Source organism: Pseudoduganella lurida (assembly GCF_007830455.1).
In the GTDB taxonomy this organism is placed as follows: Bacteria; Pseudomonadota; Gammaproteobacteria; order Burkholderiales; family Burkholderiaceae_D; genus Rugamonas; species Rugamonas lurida.
Window position 1 is genome coordinate 408,704 of the sequence record NZ_VLLB01000001.1, and the last position, 22,387, is coordinate 431,090.

General features: G+C 62.0%; 16 protein-coding genes and 1 pseudogene. 7 read left to right on the forward strand and 10 right to left on the reverse strand.

Annotated features, from left to right (window positions below; all coding sequences use genetic code 11):
• Nucleotides 1–2,853, forward strand: a complete 2,853-nt coding sequence (locus IP91_RS01855; protein WP_145647068.1) for a conjugal transfer protein TraG N-terminal domain-containing protein — start codon at nucleotides 1–3, stop codon at nucleotides 2,851–2,853.
• A 299-nt stretch (nucleotides 2,854–3,152) separates the two neighbouring features.
• Here IP91_RS01855 and mobF read toward each other — a convergent pair whose 3' ends face one another.
• From mobF to IP91_RS01870, 3 genes are read right to left on the reverse strand one after another with little or no spacing between them, the layout of a single operon-like run.
• Nucleotides 3,153–6,026, reverse strand: a complete 2,874-nt coding sequence (gene mobF / locus IP91_RS01860) for a MobF family relaxase (protein WP_158643060.1) — start codon at nucleotides 6,024–6,026, stop codon at nucleotides 3,153–3,155.
• Complete coding sequence (locus tag IP91_RS01865; protein WP_145647070.1) at nucleotides 6,019–7,767, reverse strand: type IV secretion system DNA-binding domain-containing protein; 1,749 nt, start codon at nucleotides 7,765–7,767, stop codon at nucleotides 6,019–6,021. The genes mobF and IP91_RS01865 overlap by 8 nt, the downstream gene beginning before the upstream one ends.
• 1 nt (nucleotide 7,768) lies before the next feature.
• Nucleotides 7,769–8,101, reverse strand: a complete 333-nt coding sequence (locus tag IP91_RS01870; RefSeq protein WP_145647071.1) for a hypothetical protein — start codon at nucleotides 8,099–8,101, stop codon at nucleotides 7,769–7,771.
• A gap of 221 nt (nucleotides 8,102–8,322) precedes the next feature.
• On the opposite strand from IP91_RS01870, the gene IP91_RS01875 reads away from it, so the two are divergent.
• From IP91_RS01875 to IP91_RS01885, 3 genes are all read left to right on the forward strand, one after another.
• A complete protein-coding gene (locus IP91_RS01875) occupies nucleotides 8,323–8,628 on the forward strand; it encodes a helix-turn-helix transcriptional regulator (RefSeq protein WP_145647072.1) in 306 nt (101 codons plus the stop codon).
• 201 nt (nucleotides 8,629–8,829) lie between these two features.
• Nucleotides 8,830–11,226 carry a TonB-dependent receptor plug domain-containing protein gene (locus tag IP91_RS01880; protein ID WP_145647073.1) on the forward strand — a complete coding sequence of 799 codons (2,397 nt, stop codon included), beginning with the start codon at nucleotides 8,830–8,832 and terminating at the stop codon, nucleotides 11,224–11,226.
• Between the two features lie 2 nt (nucleotides 11,227–11,228).
• Complete coding sequence (locus IP91_RS01885) at nucleotides 11,229–12,563, forward strand: aminotransferase class V-fold PLP-dependent enzyme (RefSeq protein ID WP_229473737.1); 1,335 nt, start codon at nucleotides 11,229–11,231, stop codon at nucleotides 12,561–12,563.
• Nucleotides 12,564–12,774: 211 nt separating this feature from the next.
• Here IP91_RS01885 and IP91_RS01890 read toward each other — a convergent pair whose 3' ends face one another.
• Complete coding sequence (locus IP91_RS01890) at nucleotides 12,775–13,992, reverse strand: FAD-dependent monooxygenase (protein ID WP_145647074.1); 1,218 nt, start codon at nucleotides 13,990–13,992, stop codon at nucleotides 12,775–12,777.
• A 120-nt stretch (nucleotides 13,993–14,112) separates the two neighbouring features.
• Between IP91_RS01890 and IP91_RS01895 the strand changes: the two genes are divergently transcribed.
• Complete coding sequence (locus IP91_RS01895; protein WP_145647075.1) at nucleotides 14,113–14,973, forward strand: AraC family transcriptional regulator; 861 nt, start codon at nucleotides 14,113–14,115, stop codon at nucleotides 14,971–14,973.
• 33 nt (nucleotides 14,974–15,006) lie between these two features.
• Here IP91_RS01895 and IP91_RS01900 read toward each other — a convergent pair whose 3' ends face one another.
• Nucleotides 15,007–15,438 (reverse strand): DoxX family protein, encoded by a 432-nt coding sequence (locus IP91_RS01900; protein WP_145647076.1) that lies wholly within the window; start codon nucleotides 15,436–15,438, stop codon nucleotides 15,007–15,009.
• A 5-nt stretch (nucleotides 15,439–15,443) separates the two neighbouring features.
• On the opposite strand from IP91_RS01900, the gene IP91_RS01905 reads away from it, so the two are divergent.
• Together IP91_RS01905 and IP91_RS01910 are read left to right on the forward strand one after the other, a co-directional pair.
• Nucleotides 15,444–16,421: a LysR family transcriptional regulator gene (locus IP91_RS01905; protein WP_229473740.1), complete on the forward strand. Its 978-nt coding sequence runs from the start codon at nucleotides 15,444–15,446 to the stop codon at nucleotides 16,419–16,421.
• Nucleotides 16,422–17,156: 735 nt separating this feature from the next.
• Nucleotides 17,157–18,281, forward strand: coding sequence for a PQQ-dependent sugar dehydrogenase (locus IP91_RS01910; RefSeq protein ID WP_145647077.1), 1,125 nt, complete (start codon nucleotides 17,157–17,159; stop codon nucleotides 18,279–18,281).
• Nucleotides 18,282–18,827: 546 nt separating this feature from the next.
• Here the strand turns inward: IP91_RS01910 and IP91_RS01915 are convergent.
• The 5 genes and pseudogenes from IP91_RS01915 to IP91_RS01935 form a co-directional block, all read right to left on the reverse strand.
• Nucleotides 18,828–19,334 carry a GAF domain-containing protein gene (locus IP91_RS01915; protein WP_145647078.1) on the reverse strand — a complete coding sequence of 169 codons (507 nt, stop codon included), beginning with the start codon at nucleotides 19,332–19,334 and terminating at the stop codon, nucleotides 18,828–18,830.
• 185 nt (nucleotides 19,335–19,519) lie between these two features.
• Nucleotides 19,520–20,322, reverse strand: a pseudogene (locus IP91_RS01920) (IS5 family transposase).
• A gap of 101 nt (nucleotides 20,323–20,423) precedes the next feature.
• Complete coding sequence (locus IP91_RS01925; RefSeq protein ID WP_145647079.1) at nucleotides 20,424–20,855, reverse strand: MarR family winged helix-turn-helix transcriptional regulator; 432 nt, start codon at nucleotides 20,853–20,855, stop codon at nucleotides 20,424–20,426.
• Complete coding sequence (locus IP91_RS01930) at nucleotides 20,852–21,772, reverse strand: alpha/beta hydrolase family protein (protein WP_145647080.1); 921 nt, start codon at nucleotides 21,770–21,772, stop codon at nucleotides 20,852–20,854. Before IP91_RS01930 ends, IP91_RS01925 begins: the two co-directional genes overlap by 4 nt.
• A 205-nt stretch (nucleotides 21,773–21,977) precedes the next feature.
• A complete protein-coding gene (locus IP91_RS01935; protein ID WP_145647081.1) occupies nucleotides 21,978–22,355 on the reverse strand; it encodes a VOC family protein in 378 nt (125 codons plus the stop codon).
• Nucleotides 22,356–22,387 lie beyond the last annotated feature (32 nt).

Below are 22,387 nucleotides of genomic sequence, written 5' to 3' on the forward strand. Positions count from 1 at the left end.
ATGGATAGTCTCACCGTTCTGGCCTACTTCAATGCCGGCGAACTGGCCGAGCAATTCAATGCGGTGGCGGCGCTGACGTCCAGCGGCACCATGCGCGACATGTTGCGCACCGTGGCGCTGGTCGGCGGACTCACGCTGCTGATCGGCCTGGCCCTGCGGCGCGACCAGGAGCCGACCGAATTCCTGCGCTGGATCGTGATGGTCTCGTTCATCCAGTTTGCCCTGCTGATGCCGAAAGGACCGGTGACCGTTCTCGATCGTACCGGCACGCAGCCACCCGTCGTCGTCGCCAACGTGCCGATGGTGCTCGGCATGCTGGCCGCCATGAGCTCGCGCGTGGGCGATACCTTGACGCGCGCCTTCGAGGCCCTGTCGGCGCTGCCCGATGACCTGAAGTTCCAGCGGCACGGCCTCATGTTCGGCAACACGGTACTGGTCGACACACTGCAGGCTGCCCCCGTCTCGCCGGTGTTCCGCGACGATCTGACGCGCTTCGTCAACAACTGCACCTACTACGACATTCTCAGCGGCCGCATCGCCGCCGACGCGCTCGCCACCAGCGGTGACATCTGGACGGTCATGGCCGCCACTTCCAGTGCTCTGCGCACGCCGATTGCCGGTGCGCCGTCCGGATCGATGGTCTGCACGGATGCGTATGCACTCTTGTCGCAGCGCTGGAACGATGAAATACGGGCAGTGCTCAAGACCCGCGGCCGCATCCTCAACCCGTCGACCATCAACAATGCCGCGGCCGCCGCCCTGCTGGACTCGCAGATCACCGCGTCATACGCGGAGCTGACCGGCATCGCGGCGACCGCGTCGACGTCGCTGCGGCAGAACATGGTACTCAATGCCGTGCGGGACTCCCAGATGATCGCGGCCCAGCGGCTCGATTCCAGCAGCGCCGCCATCGTCGGTGCGACGCAGGCGCAGGCGGAGATGACGGCCAACCTGCAGTACATGGCCATGGCGCGGGTGGCCGAACGCGCCACGCCACGCATCCGCAGCGTCATCGAGATCGTCTGCTACTTCGTGTTCCCGATCGTGATCTGCTTGATGATCCTGGCCGTCGACCATGCGGGCAAGATCCTGAAGTTCTACGCAATGTCGATCGTCTGGGTGCAGCTGATTCCACCCCTGTACGCGATTCTCAATTTCGTCATGATGCGCGCCGGCCGCCCGTCCCTGGTCGGGATCGCCACGTCCGCGGACACCGAGCCTGCCGTCAACCTGCAGAACATCGCACAGCTGAGCCAGCAGGGCCTGTCCGACATGGCAATAGCCGGCTACCTCACCGTGCTGCTGCCAATGATCGCCTGGGCACTGGTCAAGAGTGGCGAAGTGGGTGGCGCCGCCCTGTTCAGTGCCATCGGTGCCCCGGCCGGCGGCGCTGCCGCATCGGCGGCCACCAGCCTCGCCGCAGGCAACATCAGCCAGGGCAATGTCAGCGTCGACACCACCAGCGCCAACACGGTCAGTGCGCACCACTACGACGTCGCGCCCTCCATCACGTCGGGCTTTGCCCGCCACACGACAGCGGCCGGCAGCGCCATCATGGGCCCGCAAGGCGTGTTCCGTTTCCAGGGCAACCAGAGTTCACTGGGTTTCACTGCCAACTTTGGCCAAAAGATCGGCAATGCGCTGCACCAGGAAGCTTCCGGGCGAGAAGAAGTGTCGAAGCGAGAAACGATCGCCGCAAGCGAGCAGCGCTCTGCCGCGCTTGCCGACAGGATGACTCTGCAGAAGGCCTACAGCGAACAGCACGGCGATACGCATTCGGACGAAACGGGCAAGGCAAGCAAGGCAACTTCGACGTTGGCGGAACTGAACCAGATAGCGGAAACTGTGAACGAACGCCTCGGCCTGACCAGCGGGTCGGAAATCGGACGAAAAATCGTCGGTTCGATTGTTACTGGCGTAGGGGTGAAGGGCGGCATCGGTAAGTTGTTTGAGGCTCGAGTCGGAGCCGACAGCAACACCCTCCGGGAAGCGGGTAATCGAGAGGCATTGGACGCCGCCACTTCATTTGCCGAGGACAGGCTGAAATCGCGCGGCATTACTGTCGACGAAGCGCTCAGCGATGACTTCCGTCACAGCGAAGCCTTCCAGTGGGGATCGCAACTGAATCTTCAATCCATCAGCTCTTCGGAGGCGGCGCTGACCAAGTCGAAGGAGCACACCGAAAACGCCGAGCGCGCCAAGTCGGAGGCGTTCTCGTTATCACGACAGGCGAACGTTGTCACTGACAACTGGCTGCACTCATCGATGAATTACGAAGGCTATCTGGCTTCACGATTGCAACAGGACAATCGCCTCGAGCTGTTCAACCAGTTGTATCAGTCGAATCCGGAACTGGCAGCCAAACTTGCGGCCGGGTATCTGGCCGAGACAAACTTCGACGTCATGCCAATCCTGCCGCGGGTGAGCAATGAGTTGAGCGACGTGCAGGAGGCCGACACGCACTTGCAAGGAAGGACGATAGCGAGCGAGTACAAGCGATACGGAACGCTGGCATCGGATGTCGAGAGCAGACACGAGGCCAATCAGGCGGCAATCCGCCGCCGTGGTTTCAAGGACGTCGACCAAATCGAATCGAAGGTGGCGAGCGCGGTGGCTAAAGCGCTTGAGGAAGCGCGTGCCCGGAGTGAGGCAGAGGGATCACAGGTCGCCCGCCGGGTCCGCGAAGGAAAGGATGCCAGTAAAGCCTTGCTGCAGCGTGGCGCGCTAACCGGGAAAGACCGCCGACCAGATGACAAGCCGAAGCCAGGCTCTGCCGCAGACCACCAGGACAAACTGCATGAACGATTGTACGGACCGGATAACCGATCGGATCCCCGCGACGTCAAGAAATGAGCTGTGATCCTACTTGTGCCAATTATCGAAAATACTGTTATATATGGACCATCGCGGCGAGGATGAGTCTATAACTGGGTTTCGGTCATAGTCGTCTCGGCTGTATCGGCAGCCCGCGTTTCTCCAGCACTCGGCGAGGCGATACAACCGGCCATCCCTATGGCGCGGCTCATTATCCAAGATCGCTTGTGCAGCGATAGCCACCTCATTATGATCAATTACTCTCTTCGTGACCATTCCCCCCCCTAATTGGGCCTACACTTCTGCCTCTGTAGACAATAGAGATCGACAGAAGTTCCCTACATTTCCATTCCATCGCTCCTTCCGTGTCCTCTGCCCTGCCCCTTGGCACCCGAGCGCTCTGCGGCCGGCGCCATGCCCTCCAGCGCACTGCTCTTCGCCTGCACCTGTTGAATCAGTTTGATCGTTCTTTCAGTGGAGTCCGTGTAGATGCGCAAGTCGGTACGCGGTCGGGTAATCCCGACGTAAAAGCTGCGCTCCCCCATTGCGCCGCGACTATCACGCGTGATGAGGAAATTCGCCCTGCCCGTCGTCCTGCCTTGTGCAGCGTAGACCGTCATCGCATAAGCATAGTCCCAATGACTGTGGCTTCTCTGCGCTGGATCGAGCGTGACGGAGCGCGTTCCCACGGCGACCACCATACGGTCACCATCAAAGCCGGTCACCGTCCCTGGTGTGCCATTCTGCACGTCGAGCTCCTTGTTGTTTCGGGTAAACCGGATTTCGTCACCCACGCCGATGTTCCGCTCTTGCGCAGTATAACTTTCGACCCTCACCTGCTGGTCCGCGTGCCACTTTACCGACCTGCCGTTGGGCGTCAACACGATCGCGGTCTGAGACGCAGAATCGATACTCCGGACAGTGACATAGTCGCCCCGCTGGACGCCCATCTGCCGGTAGTCACGGTTGAAGCGTAGTACCATCCCGGGCTCGAAATAGGCCGAGAAGCGCCGCTGTGCTTCCGTATGGTCGACACGTACGAGCGTCGCAAACGACTTCTCACTACTGGCGATGATGCCCTGGTTCTGCAGTTCCCCCCGCACCATCTTATTGATGACCTCGCGGTCCTTGTTCAATGGCACGAGGAGCAGGCTGTTGGCCCGTGCCTCGCCCGACAGGCCAACGAGATCCGCCACGATCTGCTCGAACAACGCCGGCTTGCTGGGCATATCGACGATACGAGATTGCAAATGACCCAACGCGGTGACGTTGTCGCGTTCCACGGCGGCTGCCACCGCGTCGCGCAGGTCCTGGACCTGCTGCCTGCTGATGCTCGTCATCTCTGTCTGCGCGACGCCATGCTTGAGCAGCAGTTCAAACGGCTTGCCCGATTCCACAGCGTTCAGCTGCAGCCGATCACCGACCAGGATCAACCGCGCACCGGTGCGGTCGGCGGCCTCCATCAACTCCGACACCTGTCGCTGGCCAGCCAACGAGGCCTCATCCAAGACCCATAACTGGAGATTGCGCGTCTGCGCGGGCGCTTTGCTGCGCCCATCCGGCGCATTCGGCAGCTGAATGCGGATGGTCCTGATATCACTGCCAGCCAGATCGATTGCGCCGGTGATGTCCAGGGGGTGCGGCTTGTTGGCAATGCGCTGTTCCTGCACAAGCGCGAGCTGGAATGCTGCCACGGTGCTGCTGCGGATGCCGCTCTCCTCTTCCAGCGTACGTGCCCCCTCGGCGCTCGGCGACACGCCCAGCACCTCATATCCGCTTTCTCTAGCAACCTCGTTCACCATCTGCAGCATGGTCGTCTTGCCGGTGCCGGCATAGCCCTGCAACGCAACGATGCGGTCAGCGCTCGTCAGGGCCAGCACGGCAGCGTCCTCCTGCCCAGCCGTCAATGCAAATGCCTGGCCGATCTCGATCGACTTCTTCAATTCGAACCTGTCGATCGCTGCTGCCACGGCCTCGGCACGGGCGATGGGCTCCACCGCGCTCTTGCCGCGATCCGCCAAGGACAGCATGTGTCTCTCACGATCCATCGCGACAGGCGTCGTGATGTCGCCCGGTGCGGTGCGCAATGCCTGCCCACGATCGAGCGCCGCAACAACAGCCTCTTGCACGCGGTCCAGGGTGACGCCCGCCCAAGGCGCGACGTGCGCCGCATGCGCCAGTGCTGTCCGCGTCAGGTGCGCGTCCGACATGACGCTCTCCCGCTCCGAGATGTGTTCGAGAGCGAACGCCACGGACGCTGCCGCCATGTCCACAGAATAGGCCGGATCGATCGGATGTCGCGCCTGCATTTCGCGCTGCACCTCGATGCGATTGAAGTCGATACCGATGCCACTGGCCCGCTCCAGCCATTCATCACGCAACGTCTCGTGGGAAAACGCCGGTTTCGCAGGACGGGTACGCAATGCGGCATCCTCGCGCTGCGCCGCGGTCGCTGTGTCACGTGTCAGCCCGAACCGCTCGAGCCGATCCTCGATCGCCCGCGCCCGCTGGCTGAAGTGCTCGATCTGCTCGCGGGAGAATCCAGCAATTTCCCAGCTGCCCTTGGGCCCTGCCTCGATGCGATAGCCGAGCGCTCGCAGGTTCGCGGCCAGTTCACTGTCGTAGATGGCCCCCAGCAGCTTCTGCGATCGATACAGAGAGGAGTTGTCCAGCGAACGCCAGACACCGTCGCCGCCCATCGTCGCGTTGGCGATCACGAGGTGGGTGTGGGTCTGCGGATCCAGCGCACGACTCACGGTATGATGAAAGCGCGCCACCACCAGCTTGCCCGTCTGTTCTTCGCGGGTCTGGCCAGCCTCCGTGACGCGCATCGCGGTCAGGTTCTTCTCGATATAGGCCAGGACCTTGTCGACCGCCGCCTCGTGCGCTGCACGCACCTCACTCCGGTCCGCAACCTCGGCCAGGAGAGACACCGATTTCGGGGCTGACAGGGTCACATCGTAGCCCGGACGATGATCGCGCACGAGCTCGCCAGTGGTGGCATCGCGCCCGATGATCCGGCCCAACGCCTGGTCGCCCACTTGGCCGCTCAGGACAGCGACGAACTGTTCGGGCGCCACCTCGCCGGCTAGGCCGAGGGCCGCTGCGCCTTCGCCCTGCCATGCGGAGCGCGCCGCGTTCTGGTCCTGGGTGTAGTAGTTGTCGTCGGCGTAGTAGCTGGCCGCGCTGGCCACGCTCTTGAGGTTACTCATCGAGATCATAGCTGACGATCTCACGTTCCAGGAACGGTGCCGCGATGCGCGGATAGTCCTGGTAAGCGAATGCCACCTTCATCACGTCGTTGCGCCCCGCGAGCCGCAGATACCCGTGAAATTTCGGCAGCCCTTGGATCTCGGCCGGCAACACCAACTGGCGGGTGGTCCGACGCGACGTAATGGTCACGCCATCGCGCGTCGGGTCCTTGCCGAAGCTGAGGTTCTCGCTTTTTTCCAGCACCTCCTGCGTGCTCAAGCTCTTCGCCACATGCTCGGCCGTGGCGAAATCCGGCACGCGCAAGGTCAGCACGTTCTGGCAGGTCGACGCAATGGTCTGCGCATCGTCGCTGCCATAGACGCGCTTGAGCTGGGCGAAGTTCTGGTAGCCGATGATCGATGCGACGCCATACTTCCGGCCCCGTGTCGCAACCTGCTGCAGGCAGGGAATCCGGTCCAGCGCACTGAGCTCGTCGATGACGTTCCAGATCACGCGCTCGATGCTGGGCGGCAGGCTCATGACGGCGCGCAGGGCGATATCCATCCATGCCGTGATGAGCGGGCGCATCGTCACGAGCATGTCCTCGCGGGCCGACAGGAACAGCCAGCTGTCCTGCTTCGCGTCCGTCACCCAGTCCCGAATCGAGAATTGCGATGAGGCCGCACCGTCTTCCAGGAACCGCACCGCCTTGCCGGCACGCACGACGTTCATGCGGATGCTCAGCGCCGTGCGCGCCGCTTCCGGGTCCATGTAAACGGACGCTGGCAGCTTTTTCACGAGGTCCTGGATCTCCTCGAGACTCATGATGTTGATCGCCTCGACCAGCGCACGGTTGGTGGCCTTGCCCTGCCTGGCCAAACGGCTCATCACGTCCTCGAGCACGATCTGCGCGCCCATTTCCCAGAAGGGCTCCTTCTGGTTCATCACGGGCAGAAAACCCTCGGCGACGTTGCCGAAGTCGTAGGGCCGGCGCACCTCGTTCCACGGTGTCCAACGTGGGCTGCGCTGGTCGAAAGGATTGAGGATGACGTCGCGCCCTTCCCGGTAGAAGCGCTCGACGTATTCGCCGGTGGGATCGAACACGATCACTTTCTGACCGCCCGAACGCACGCCGGACAGCGCTTCACCGATCGCCACCGATTTGCCGGTACCGACCGTGCCGGTGATCATCGTGTTCAACACCTCGCAACCACGCTCCAGGGGCACGCCAGCGAACCGTACGGCGCTGGCTTTCCCGTCGCGCTCCAGCGTCCTCCGCACGACAGACGGTTCCACGAACACCGCACCGCGTATCACGATGTCTTCGGCAGCCCGCTGGCCCTGCCGGCGCCAGGCAGCGTGGGTGCCCAGCAGTACGGCCGCTGCGGCGACCGTGCCCAGTGCCGCGCAACCGAGCAATGTCGACCGGATCTGGCTGCCCTCTTGTGCCGTCAGCGCCAGCAACGTGGCCGACGGAACGGCCGCCACCCGGCGCATGCGATCGCCCAACACGGGCAAGCGGACCGGCGTGGTCGGGGCATCCCGCCAGACGTGGATGTGTGCGGACGTTCGCGCCAGGAGGACGGCGCGCTGTTGCGGCGTCAGGAACTGGTAAGCGCAGAAGACCATGACACCGATGAACGCCACGCATGCCATCGCGACGCTGAAGCGCATCGCGGCCACGTACAGGCCGTATTCGTGGCGGACGATCTCCGCACCACGTATGAGATCCTGCCGGCGGCCGTGACGCAGGAATCCCATGTCATTCCTCGCGGACCGACAGCGTTATGAGCTCGTCCTCCGCACGTCGCAATGCCGCCGCGATCGCCCCGTCGTGGCTGTCACCTCGTAGCAGGGCCTCCTGCTGAAAGCGAACGATGAGGGTCTGACGAAGCAACTCGCGTGCGGTTGCATCCGACGAAAACGCAGCACCGGCACGGCGTACGGTTTGCTCGATCGTCTCGTCGACGATGCCCCGTCGTAGCAGTTCCAGCACATAGGTGCCGACCGGCATGCGCCGCTTGCCGGCCTGGTCGATCACCCAGCGCCGAACATCGGCAGGCACTTTCAGCGGCAGTGGCAGTTTCGGCTCCATCCTGCCAGTGTCGGACCTACCGATGTGCCCGCCATGTGCTGGATCAGCAAAGACTTGTAAAGTCCTGATCCCTATACGTCCAGTTGATGTAGTCGGCACCCTCAGCCGATCAGCATATACCCGACCCGTTCACCGCGCATACTGTATTTACCAGCCTGGTCCGTAGCAATGCCGTTCATCTGCTCACCCATTCCGCCCTCTCCCAACCGCGCGAGGCCGCCATGTCCACCACCCAGGAGCGCCGCACGATCCCCCGCACCACCGAGCTGTCGCTGGTGAAGCTGCCGGCCGTCATGGCAATCTGCGGCATGTCCCGCAGCAGTGTTTACCTCGCGATCAAGCAAGGCGACTTTCCTGCCCCGATTGCCGTTGGCGGACGGGCGCGCGCATGGATTCGTCACGAAGTGGAGAACTGGATCGGCACCCGCGTCCGGGCCACTCGCGTCACACGCACCGGCCCGGTGACATCGACCTCTGCCCAGCCGCCTGCCAAGCGTAAGCGCTCCGGCCCGACGCGAATGCCCTGAATACACACGACGTCAGCCCTACGCTGTGCGCCTCCACGCCGCCAGCACCTCCGCATCATTGGCGCCCGCACTAGCGATTGCCTGCCTGCGGTTCATACACAGGAAACATTTGCGCTGTAGGCTGCCGCCCTGCCGCCCTGCCGACTCGCTGCTCAACCGCAGACGCGTTGGCACACCCGTTCAACCACCGACAACTTGCCAATGAATTTCCAACGCAGCCTCATCGCCAGCGCCGTAGCCCTGTATGCCAGTCACGCTCTGATCCCCGTCCATGCGCAAACCACCGAGACGGCCGACGCCGCACTCGCCACCGCTGGGGCAAGTCAGTCGGTCATCGTGACGGGCACGCGCGCCAGCAACCGTACGCAGTTCGACACGCTGGCACCGGTTGACGTGTTCACCCGGGAAGACATCGCCGCCGTCGAATCGTCTGACCTGAACGACGTTCTGGCGCAGCTGGTGCCGTCCTACGTGGTGCAGCGGCTGCCGATGGCCGACGGCCAGGTCTTCGTGCGCCCCGCCACGCTGCGCGGCCTGTCGCCGGACCAGACGCTGGTGCTGGTCAATGGCCGCCGCTTCCACCGAAGCGCCCTGCTCGGGGCGCGTGGCGCACAGGCGCCCGACCTGGCGCAGATTCCCGCCAGCGCCATCAAGCGCATCGAGGTGCTGCGCGACGGTGCCTCGGCACAGTATGGCTCCGATGCGATCGCCGGTGTCATCAACATCATCCTGGACGACGCACCCGGTGGCGAAATCACCGCCCAGCATTCCCAGTACAGCGAAGCCGACGGCAAGGCCAACGAGCTGCGCGCCAAGTATGGCCTGGTGTTCGGCGAGACCGGCCGCCTCAACCTGTTTGCGGAAGCGGCGCAGTCCGCCCCGACCTCGCGCACACGCCAGCGCGCCGACGCCATCGCCCTGCAGGCCGCGCATCCTGAACTGAACGTTCCCAACCCGGTCCAGCGCTGGGGCCAGCCCGACCTGGAAAGCCAGCGTCTCGGCTTCAATGCCAGCGTGGACCTGGGCCGTGATATGGTGGCCTACGGCTACGGCCTGTTGGCGCACAGCGAAGGCACCTCGGACTTCAACTGGCGCAATCCCGATACCAGCACCAGTGTCTACAAGCGCACCACCGCCTTCCCGGGCTGGGACCTCCGGTCGATCTATCCTACCGGCTTCAGCCCGCAGTACACCAACGAGCAGGACGACGCCCATGTGTTGGCCGGCGTGCGCGGCCAGTTCGGCGATGCATTTTCGTGGGACGTGAGCGCGTCGTACGGCCGAAACGCAATCGACTACGGCATGCACAATTCCATCAACGCCTCGCTCGGACCGGCCAGTCCGACATCGTTCTACCTGGGTCGCCTGACGCAGGAGGAAAAGCTCGTCAACGCTAATTTCAGCCACGCGTGGAACGTGGCGGGCATGGCGCAGCCCGTGAATATCGGGTTCGGGGCGGAATACCGCAACGAGCGTTATGGGGTCAAGGCCGGCGATCCGGCGTCGTTTGCGGTCGGCCCGGGTGCCGCTCTTGGCCTCGATGCGAATGCCAACGGCGCTCCCGGCTTCAGCACGGCACAGGCTGGCCGCTGGGACCAGGACAGCTATGCCGCCTATCTCGATGTCGAAGTCCCCGTCGACGAACGCTTCACGGTGGGTGGCGCCCTGCGCTACGAGGACTTCTCCGAATTCGGCGACACGGTCAACGGCAAACTGTCGGCACGCTTCGCCATCACGCCCGACTTTGCGCTGCGCGGCTCGTATTCCACGGGCTTCCGCGCGCCCACGCCAGGCCAGCTCAATACCAACAGCACCAGCCAGGGTCTCGACACCAAGACCCTGCTGGTGTTCTCCAGCGGCCGCCTGTCGAACACCGACCCGCTCGCCGTCCTGCTGGGAGCGCAGCCACTGCAACCGGAGAAATCGAAGAACCTGTCGCTCGGCATCACGTGGAAGAACAGCAGCGGCTTGTCCGGCTCCGTCGATCTGTACGACATCAAGGTGCGCGATCGCTTCAGTACGTCCGCCGCGTTCGCCGTGCCGAGCACCGTCGCCAATCCGCTGCGCTATACCTCGGTCACCTACTTTACCAACGACTTCGACACCACCACCCAGGGGGTCGACGTGGTCGGCAGCCACCTGAGCCGGCTCGGCGACGGCAAGCTCAATCTGACACTGGCCTGGAACTACAACCGCACGCAGGTCGACGGCGGCAAGTCGGCCGTCGCCACCAATGCAAGCCAGCGCATCGTGTTCGAAGAGCGCCTGCCGCGCCAGAAGGCCACCGTCGGCGCCACCTACGATCGCAGCGCCTGGAGCGTGCTGGCACGGCTGCGTCACTACGGATCTTGGACCGACAGCACCGGCAACGCCACCGGTGACATCTTCCAGCGCTTCGGCGCCATGCGCTTTGTCGACCTGGCCGCCAGCTGGAAGGTCACGCCGAAACAGACCCTGCGTTTCGGCATCGACAACGTGTTCGACAAGTATCCCGACGAAGCGGTGTTCCAGGCCAGCCGCGGGCTGATCTATTCGCGCAACGCGCCGTACGACACCGATGGCCGCAACCTGTACGTGGACTACACGGTGAAGTTTTGAACGTGCCCGATCTGAAACGCCGCGCCTGGCTGATGGCCAGCGCCAGTGCCATGCTGCCCCTGGCCGCAGCCGGGGCAACTGCGGCCACGCCAGGCGTTGCAGCCGCGTTCACCTCGGCGTCCGCGCCATTGCTGGCGGCATTGACGCCGCCCGCCGTGGCGCCGGCTGCGCTGGCCACGGATGACGCGTACTGGCAGCGCGTCGCTGCGCAGTACGACGTCACCGACGATGTCGCCATGCTGGACAATGGGTATTGGGGATCGATGGCCCGGCCCGTAGTCGCTGCCTACCAGCGGCACGTGGAGGAGGTCAATCGCGGCAACGCGCTGTATGGCCGCCTGGAATTTCCTGCCGAGTACGAAGCCGCCCGCGGCGCCGTGGCGAACGCACTCGGCGTGCACCAGGACGAAGTGGTGCTGACTCTCGGTGCCACTGAGGCGCTGCAGGCACTGATCGGCGGCTACAACCGACTGGAACGTGGCGACACGGTGCTGTGCGCGGACATCGACTACGACAACATGCTGACCACGATGCACTGGCTGCGGCAGCGCCGCGGCGTCAACGTGGTGCGCATCGCCCTGCCCGAGCCGGCGACATACGACGCGGTGATCGACTGTTATGCGCAGGCCATCGCGATGTATCCGAAGCTGCGCATGATGCTGCTCACGCACGTCAACCACCGCAACGGAATGGTGCTGCCCGTCGCGGAAATCGGCAGCATGGCACGCACGCGCGGCATCGACGTGATCTGCGATACGGCCCACGGCTTTGGCCAGCTGGACATGCGCATCCCGGATCTGCAGGTCGACTTTGCCGGCATCAACCTGCACAAGTGGATCGGCGCGCCGGTGGGGATCGGTGCGATCTACATCCGGCGTGGCCGGGTACGCGCCATCGATCCCTACATGGGTGAGTCCGACGGCGACGACATCCGCACGCGCATCCACACCGGCACCATCAACTTCGCCGCCTACCTGTCCCTGCCCCTGGCCTTGCAGCTGCACGAGCAGATCGGCGTCGCCAACAAGCAGGCGCGCTTGCACCATCTGCGTAATCGCTGGGTCGATGCCGCGCGCGACATCGGCGGCGTGCAGTTGCTTGCCGCGGCCGATCCGCGTCTGACCAGCGCCATTGCATCGTTCCGCGTGCACGGACAGACGTCGGTCGCCGACAACGCAGCGCTGTCACGACGACTGTTGCGCGAGCATGGCGTGTTCGCCGTGTGGCGCGATGGCCTGGCATCCGGTGCATGCGTGCGGGTCACCCCGTCGATTTTCACGTCCAATGCGCAAGTCGATCGACTCGTGACGGGGCTGGAGGCCGTCGCCCGCACGTAGGACCACCACTTCGAGCATTGAGTTGGCGTCACGCACCGCGCCGCGGCAGTAACAGGCATCCCTCGGCTTCCGGCAGGCTGAGCTAGTTGCGTCGACTTGGCATCTCGGCTAGCGACGGACTTCGCGGTTCTATCACGGCAACCGTGTCGGCCTCAACGCTTAGCCCAATGTTGCCGGAAGAGAGTAGCTAGTGAAGACATCAACCACGATGCTATGCATCGGTCTGGTAGCGCGGCAATGCAAAATCGGCCTCTACGCTGCGCGCGTGGGCCACGGCCCTCGGTGCGAGCAAGTACTGGATGAACCTGCTTCCAAGCAGGCGCTGGACAAACCGGGCGATGGCGATACCAGAACGCGTCTTCACATGCAGCATCCGCACCAGCCGCGGGGTTAGTTCCTGCTGGGTCTTCTCAACGTATGGGCGCAGGATGGTTTCATATGCGTCGAACGCTTCGGTGTGGGATGCGCACCGCATGATTTCTCCAGCCAGCACATAGGCACCGACGAGCGCCAACGCTGTGCCCTTGCCGGTAAAAGGTGTCGGGCAATGGGCCGCATCGCCAAGAAGGACCAACCGGCCTGACGACCAATGTGACGCTTGTACCTGGCTCATGGGACCAAAATAAAAGTCCCGGACCGCATCAAGTTCGCCGACGATGCGTTCCGCGACCGTGCCGCGGCCACTCAAGGCCGCACGCAGCATGTGGCGGGCGTCATGCACTGAGTTGACCTGCTTCTCGTGCGGGGCTGGCGGCGCGGCCGGAAATGTCACCAGAACGGTGGTGTTGGCAAGCCCTCCGGGGCGCAGGTGGATCATGGTGCCGCCAATACCGTTGACCGAGTACGCCCATGAATCGTCTCCGGCGCGCCGCGGGATAGTAAAGAACGCCATGTAGGCGCCCAAATAGCGCAACCTGGTTTGCTTGGCCAGCGCCAGGGCCCGCGTCGACGAGCCCACCCCGTCGGCGCAGATCACCATCGCGAATTCCTCCACTGCGCCGGTGGCGAAAGTGACCCATACACCTTCCGCGCTCTCGTCCAGCGCCACGACGGACGTGCCGAAGCGGTAATCGCAGGCATCGCGCGTCGCATCGAACAGAATGCGGGCCAGGTTGCCGCGCAGTATCTCAAAGTCGCTCGTCAGTCCTCCCACGCTGCCCTTCGGCAGGGTGGCCAGCACCCTGCCCGCCGCATCCAGCCATTTCTGCCCGCATTCGCCAGTGTTCATCGCATCGATTTGCATCGTCAGGTTCATCATCGCGATGACCTGCTGTCCGGCACCTTTCACGTCGACGTTTTGCCCGCCCTCCCTGAAACTGGCGGCCTTTTCGGCAACCACCACCTTGAACCCGTAGCGTTTTAGCCACCATGCGCAGGCAGGCCCGGCAACGCCTGCGCCGCAAATCAGGATGCTCTTCGTTCTTTTCATACCGTTTAGCTCATGGTCGTTTTATCGGCTGTCATGGTAGATATAGCGACCAATGACCACAAGGTGGTATCCGGCCATGTTATAGTGATTTCTGGCCACCGAGTTCTCAGTCGAGTCCCTATGCCAATCTTCGGCGATACCACCAACATCGATTGGGAAGACCCTGATCTCGTCGCGCGGCCAGTCATCACAGTGGGTGCTATCGACGTCGATGCCAACGTCGTTGACGGGTCTGCGGCGCCAAGCCCTGGTCATATCCAACAGGGCGTAGCGTCACAGTTCCACCAGCATCGCAAAGGCCAGTTCCTGCTCTGGTTGCGCGGTGTGCTGACGTGCGAGGTGGCGGGCGGCTTCTGGCTCGTACCGCCCGGGGGCGCGATCTGGGTACCTGGCGGCGTACCGCACCGGATGGAGACGTCCGGCACGGTCGCCTGCTACGTCGTCTATGTCGATAGTGCGGCGTGTGAAGCCATGCCGCACCAATGCTGCACCCTGTCCGTGACGCCGCTGCTGCGCGAGCTGGTGATCCGCTCCGCGGCATTCCCCATGCACTACGACCAGGGCGCCATGCCGTCGCGGATCATGGCGCTCCTGCTCGAGGAAGTGGCGCTGGCGCAGCCTGGCGGTGTGCACCTTCCCATGCCGGCAGACAGACGGCTGCGCAAGCTGATCGACGGCATCATGGCGGCGCCTGCCGCTCCCACGAGCATCGCCGCATGGGCGCAGCGGTTGGACATCAGCCCACGCACGTTATCCCGTCTTGTCACCCGCGAGACCGGCATGAGCTTCGGACGCTGGCGCCGGCAATTGCAGCTGTTGATCGCTCTGCAGTGGATGGCCAAGGGCGCGAAAGTGCAAGACGTGGCGGAGGGTCTCGGTTACGACAACGCGAGCAATTTCGTGCTCATGTTCCGCAAAGCGCTGGGGCAGACGCCGGCGCGTTATCTGGCGACGCGCAGCAGAGGAACCAGCGATGACTGAAGCTCGATGACGTATCCCATCGTTTACCGGCGCTCACGCCGCGCCCGCAGCGCGGTGCGTGATCGGCAACCGTTTTCCGCGCCCCCACAACACCAGCACGCACAGCGGTAGCAGTACAAGATTGAGCGGCAACACGGAGAATTCGCCACGGCTCGCATGAAAACCGATCGCCAGGATCTGCAGCAGCGCGCAGCAGCCTGCCGCAACCACGGCCAGCTGTGGCCGGATGCGTGTCAATGACGGCAGCAGCACGCCGACAGCGCCTAGCAGATCGACCACACCGATTGTCCGCACAGACGGCGCCGGATAGTCGCCCGGCCACGTCATCATGGCGGTCAGTTCGGCCATCGGCATAAACAGTTTGATCAGGCCAGACATGGCGAATACCAGCGCCACAGCAGCCTGGGCCAGCCACAGTCCTGCGGACAAGTAGCGGTGATCGGTCGAACGTACAAGTGAAGTCATGCGCGGTGAAATGGGAAGTGATCGGAAAGGTGATGCTATGCTTTCCGATCCTGGAAATCGATGTGCGCATCGGCAAATCACCATTTCCCCACAAGGAAACCTTCACGATGAACGACCTGACCGGTTTGCGCGTTTTTTGCGAGATTGTCGAGAGCGGCGGCTTGACCGCTGCGGGCAATCGCCTTGGCATGGCGCCGCCGATGGTCAGTAAGCACCTGGCGCGCCTGGAACGCGGCCTGGCCGCGCGCCTGCTGAACCGCACCAGCCGCAGCATGAGTCTCACCGAGGCCGGCAGAATCTTCCACGAGCATGCCATGCAGGCGCTCGACATCCTCGATGCCGGGGTGGCTGCAGTCAGTCATGTCAGCGGTCCGCCGCGTGGCGAGTTGAAGATCAGCGCGCCCGTGTGGATCGCAACCCCCCGCTTCGCCGCGCTGATCGCCGACTACCGGCAGCGCTACCCCGAGGTCCGGCTGGACGTCTACCTGGAAAACCGCATGGTCGACTTGGTGGCCGAAGGCTTTGATCTGGCACTGCGCATGAATAACGACGATTCCCAGAGTCTGATTTCGCGGCAGCTGTGCGAAGTCGCGTTTTACTGCGTGGCCAAGCCGGAATTCCTCGCCCAATCGGCTACGCAAAACCATGCTGCCGCCCTCCACCTGCCCGCATTGATCATGCCGAACCACATGCAATTCGGGCGACCCAAGATGCCAGCGGCCGGGATGCTCGTGGGCCCGGAGCAGCCGGTGGCGATGCGCTCAAGCGATACCACCTTGAGCTATCACGCGGTGTTGGCGGGAATCGGCGCCGCATTTTTGCCCAGCTGGCTCGTGTCCGATGACCTCGCCAGTGGCCGCTTGGTTCACTACGGCGACGCAGGGAAAGCCTACCAGGGCCACCTGTTTGCCGTTTATCCGAGCCGGCGCCACCAGCCGCTGAAGCTGCGTAGCTTTATCGATTTTTTGGTAGAGAATCTGTAGAAGTGATGCCGATCCCTGCGCGTCGCGTCCGGTTGTTCCTAGGAAGTCTATGTGCTTTCGACTGCGCCAAGCCACTCGATGCATAGCGTAGGCGAAACGGGCGGGCCACAAGGCCGCAGATCGTTGCAGAGTCGGGGTGACATCGCTAGCAGACTTACGTTGTGGTTGCTCTAGCGGGTCCCTTAGCATGCAACACCCTATCGATGACACTGCGAGGAACCCCCTCACGTATCAAAAAATCCTCAGCTCTCCGCAATCCCAATTCCTGTTTGATCTTTATAGCAGCGTTCACATAGGCGGCGTGCACATGGTCGTGCCTGTTGCATTCGGGCCGTTCGGTCTTTGTGGTCATATAGCGCTTAACGATTGCTTCTGCCTAATCTGACATGGGGCTAATGCTATCAGCTTGCGATCGCGGAAAAGTCACAGAGTGTCACGCGCAGCGTGCTGCCCGGCCGAGGCGCAGAATGAGCCCGCCGCGACCAGCGCAGCGTCTGTAATGGACGTTTTGCTCTACACTTCCTGCCGCCCCTTTACATTGACAGCGCCGACGCATACTTCGCGACGCGATTGCGACGTCTGCGCACACAGTCGTAATAACTATGCCAGGCGCACCGCCAACTTGAAGGTGGCTGCCGTCAAAGCGTCCGTGCTGAAGGCATCGGCATGCCTACCCCGGCGCACGTTGACCTACCTCTCGTCTAAACAACCGGGCATCGACCCGCGAATGGATGCATGCTCGGCCTTGCCACCACTTTCTCGCTCACCCTGCTCGCAGTCGCCCCTGCCGCGACGGCCGCGGACGCGCAGGCCAGTGCCACAGCGACCGGCGGCCTGCCTTTCCAGGTCAAGCCAGTCGTCACATTCAAGAGCCCCTGGGCCATGGCATTCCTGCCCGACGGCAACGTGCTGGTGACGCAGAAAGAGGGGACGATGATCCTGTTCGATCCCGCCACCGGTACCAGGCGCACCGTGTCCGGCACACCCGCCGTCAGCAGCAAAGGCCAGGGCGCGCTCATGGACATCATGCCCGCTGCCGATTTCGCGTCCAGCAAGCTGATCTACTTCAGCTACTCCGAGGCGGCTCCCAGTGCCGACAGCCGGGTCGTGCTCGCCACGGCGACCCTGGATCAGGCCGGCGGCACGCTCAAGGATCCAAAGGTCATTTTCCGCGGCCAGGATGCGTCGACTGGCGGGCACTATTCGGGCCGTATTGCCTTATCGCCGGATGGCAAGTACCTCTTCTTCACCAGTGGCGACCGCCAGCTTTTCGATCCGGCGCAAGACCCCAGGTCGACGCTCGGCAAGATGCTGCGCCTGAACCTCGACGGCACGCCAGCTGCCGGCAACCCGTTCGCGGCCAGGGGCTTCCATGGATCCGTCTGGTCGTATGGCCACCGCAATCTGCTGGGCACGGCCTTCGACAGGCAGGGGCGGTTATGGGAAATGGAAATGGGACCGCGCGTTGGCGACGAGATCAACCTGATCGCACCAGGCCTCAACTATGGCTGGCCGAAAGCATCGAATGGCAACCACTATGACGGCCGGGACATCCCCGACCACGCGCCTGGCGACGGCTTCGAAGCCCCGAAAGTGTCCTGGAATCCGGCCATTTCACCAGGCGGCCTCGCCTACTACGATGCCGACCTGTTCCCGAAGTGGAAAAATTCCCTCTTCATCACCGGTCTCTCGGGCAAGTCGCTGGACCGCATCGCCCTCGACGGCGAGAACGCCAGCAAGGTGGACCATTGGGACATGGGCGAACGCATCCGCGCTGTTCGCACCGGGCCGGATGGCGCGCTATGGCTGCTGGAGGACGGTGCGAGCGGCCGGCTCCTGAAGCTGACACCGAAGAGGTAGCGCAGCGGAACTGGGCGGCGCGGGCATTGCCGCCTTGCGTCGGCATCGGCCGGTCGCTGTCAGGCCGGCTGCGACCCGAGACGGACCTTCAGCCGTTTCGGGGCTGCTTCACGCCCAAGTTATGATCGCCAGGATCGCATTGCGGCCTTTGTCTTTTTCGTTGGATGCGAAGCAGCGAACGCCACTTGTAATCGAGCATCGATGAGGTCTACATGTCCCACGTATCGCATCAGATGCGGTCGAATGTTGGTCCATGAATCCATAAGGTCAGCCATAGCGATCCATGCGTCAAGGAACGCGATGTTGGTTACTCCTCCGGCGTATGACTAGTCGCAGTCGTGAGCGCACCAGCAAGGTCTTCAAGTTTTCGTCAGAGACATGTAACTTCCCTCATGACTCAATGTGCTCGTTTGTACAAGTCCCCTTTGGCCGAAACAAGACATTCCGCACACAAGACTTCGAGACATTTTCATGTGGCTAAAAAGGCAGTGACAGACCACGCTGACGCTAGTGCAACGTCAGCGCTTCACGTGTACAACGGCACAGTCACTTACGTATTGGGCGTTGCCGCGTGATGAACAGCGCCAATGCACGATCACGCAAGGCCAAGAGCGCAGCCAGATCAGCGGCATCTAAACGGCGCGGTACGACGTCCATAATGCATAGGCTGCCGACTGCGTAGCCAGAGGGAAGAAAGATCGGCGCGTCGGCGACGAATCGAATGAATGGCGCCCCAAGTACAAAAGGATTGTCGGCAAAGCGCACATCCAGGCTTGTGTCGGCCACAAGCATTACTTCCCGACGCAATATCGCGTGGCCGCAAAACGATACATCTCGTGGTACCTCGATGATACTGCCGAAGCCGACCGCCGCCTTGATCCATTGGCGATCTTCGTCGAGCAATCCTATGGATGCCATCGGCACGGCGAAATACTCAGCTGCGGCGTCGACGATCTTGTCGAACTCTACCTCCTCCAGAGTGTCGAGCATCAGGAGTTCGTATAGCGCCGCTAAACGTTCCGCTTCATTGTCCGGCTTTGGCGGTGCTGACACGCTGCCTCCTGCAAAAATATGCTCCGCACATCGACCATGGCCCAGAAATTGGGTACGAGATAGGTATACACGCACTTGATCCACCGGTGCAACTAATTCGTTAGGCTATGAGGTCACTTTTGGTCGCATTCGGTCCTTTGGTGTTTGAACTATAACGAACGTTCAAGCGGCAACGCTAAGGGCGCCTAACAAAACCTCTCGACGTACCGCCAACAGATCAGCGAGCAGGCAAGCGACAAGAACGCCTGATGCATCTCTGCTCGCCGCTCAGATCGAATGCGCAATCTGCGCGAGCGATGTAGCCAACCCGAGGTTCGTTCGACGACCCAACGCCACCGGCCTAGTCTCTCGCGCGACTCGACGCCATAACGCGCAATACGAGCTGCGCTGCCTCGACTGCGCAACCAAGCCCGATGGGCTTTCGAAACGTACGCTCGATCAGCATGCAGCTTACCTGGACGTTTGCGAGCTTGGCCTGCCAGCCCTTTAACTGCCGGGATTGACTCTACCAAAGGGATTAGGAAACGCGAGTCGTGTACCTGCGCGCCCGAAATCTGAGCTACTAGTGGAAGCCCACGCTCATCCACCAGCAAACGATGTTTGCTTCCGACTTTGCCGCGATCGGTTGGGTTTCGGCCCGTGTGCTCGCCTCCGGCAGGTGCCGGTACGCTCGCAGCGTCAACGCAAGCCCGATCCCACATGATCTGGTCCTGCTCTCGGAGCCGTCGAAGAATCGCCTCGTGGACGCGCTGCCAACGCCGGCCCGCATCCGTTCGTGAAGGTGACGCCAGCATGCCATGCCATTGCCGCAGCCGAGTTCGCGCGGCAGCTACTCCCAGGGTATTCCGGTCTTGAGGACAAACAGAATTCCCGTCATAGCCGCGCGATCATCAATACGTGGCCGTCCGCCTTTAGGCGATCGGTGATGGATCGGGAGATGGGCTTCAATAAGCGACCTCAGCTCTTCGGGACGAAGTGCTCGGGCCATGGCATCGGTCCGTCTACGAATACGGACGCCATGTTAGTGCCCGGACTGAGGCCGCGTACGTCCGCTATCGACCCAAAGCAGACGGTGAAATAAAGTTGTAATTACAGCTCTAAGTCGTTAACGTGTGAGAGCCAACGCGCAACGGTAGCCAATTCTTCGCTAGAGAAACCGTCGCTTATCCGTTTGTTTAGCTCCTTGAGCATCTCTCTGCTTTGTGCACTCGCATCCTCGCCGGATTGCGTAAGTCGCAACCGAGTTATCCTGCCGTCATCCTGGTCAGCAATGCGTTCGATTAGCCCCGAAGCCTCCATGCGCTTGGAGAGGTTGGTAGTGGCTGCGGGAGCTACCTGCAATGCTTGGGCAATCTCGCCAATCGTGGCTTGGTTGCGCGATGCCAGCAAAAAAAGAAGCCCAACTTGAGCTGTGCTAATCCCTTCCCACGTTCCAGGCCTAGTCTCAGTCCAGCGTTGCAGTTTTCGGTAGGCCTGATTTACCAGAAAAACGAAGCGCGGAGATTTGGCCTCCTTGCTCATTTCGTACCCTGTTTTGTTCGCAAATCACCGGCAACGCTGGCGGGCTGGATATCAACATGGTTTAGTTGGTCCAGTAACCAAGACCCAATCTGAGGCCATAGGCGTTCTGCTGAACGTTTACGGAAAAACCCCATGTGCTCGATGACCTGCATATTAGCGTCACGCGGCGCAATCTGATGCCGCTCTATTTTTGCGTTGGTAAGTGGTGCGATGAGCATACTGATTGCGTCTGGGTTGGCCCAGGGGTCGTCATTGAAGCCCAATACGAGAAGGGGTATTTGCACGCGAGCCATGCGCCGCTCGGCGTCCATTGCAGGGTCATCAAAGAAGTAGCGCGGCAGAGTAGTCCAGTGGCTCCATTGAAGCATCACATCACGCGGCAAGTCTTCGCCAAGTCCCAGCTTGCGTCCTGGCATGTATCCGAGCACTGCGCAGAGCAGCGGAGCAAGGACACGCATGATTATCCATACCTTAATTCGTTCTGCAACTCCGCGAATTGAGGCAGTCACCCCAGCGTGTGAAGCGACCAGTACGGCTGCGCGAAGCGAATTCGTATCTTCTGATAGAGCAAGAGCATGCCCGCCCAAACTATGTCCAACAGCTAGCATTGGTAGGGCGGGAAAGCGTGCAGCAGCCCAGCGTGTAACTGCGCCCACATCGTCATCCATCCAGTCGGACATCGAAACAGTGAGGCCGCGCAAATTTGCAGGTCGCGATCGTCCCGTGCCACGGTAGTCGTAAGTAACGACGTTCAACCCAAGTTCCACCAGGTAGCGTGCGAAGGGTTCGTAATAGCGTTGCGTGACTGCTGTTCCGGGGTGCAGAAGCACTACTGCCCTGGCGCCATTCGTCGCCCAAAGACTGCCCTCAATTTTGCCATTTGCGGAAAGCGTGATGTGGAACGGTTCTGGATGCATGATTTCGCCATTTAGTTAACGTGTTAACTAAATTAGCATGGCTGAGGCCTAGGTACAAGCATCGAGACGAAGAAGGAGCGCGTAACTTCGCCGCCTATGGCGAGTGGCTGCTTTTGGCCGATTACGGACCTACCGCTACGTCCGCCTTCGACCCAAAGCAGTCATTCCTCTTTACTTCGTGTCCGGAAGTCTAACGGCCAAAACGTTATTCAGATTTATTGATGACCGCTTCGATTCGATAGCCATCAGGATCAAAAACGAACGCGGCATAGTATCCGTTCCCGTACTCAGGACGAGGCCCCGGCAACCCATTGCACTGTCCTCCATGGACGAGTGCAGCAGCATGAAATTTGTCTATGTGTTCGGGCTCAGTGGCAGCAAAAGCCAGGTGAAACCCTTCGCCTGGAACCTGGACTCGATCCGCAAGTTTGAGGCATAGCTTATCGCCGCCACCCGCATAGCCGTAGCCGACAGCCTCGTCATCGGCAAAAACCTGCACGTATCCAAGAGGTGCGAGCACTGCATCGTAGAAAGACGAGGCTCGGTTCAGGTCAGAGACAGCGATAGACAAATGATGCAGCATGTTTTTCCTTACGTTTAATGGATGAGTATAGG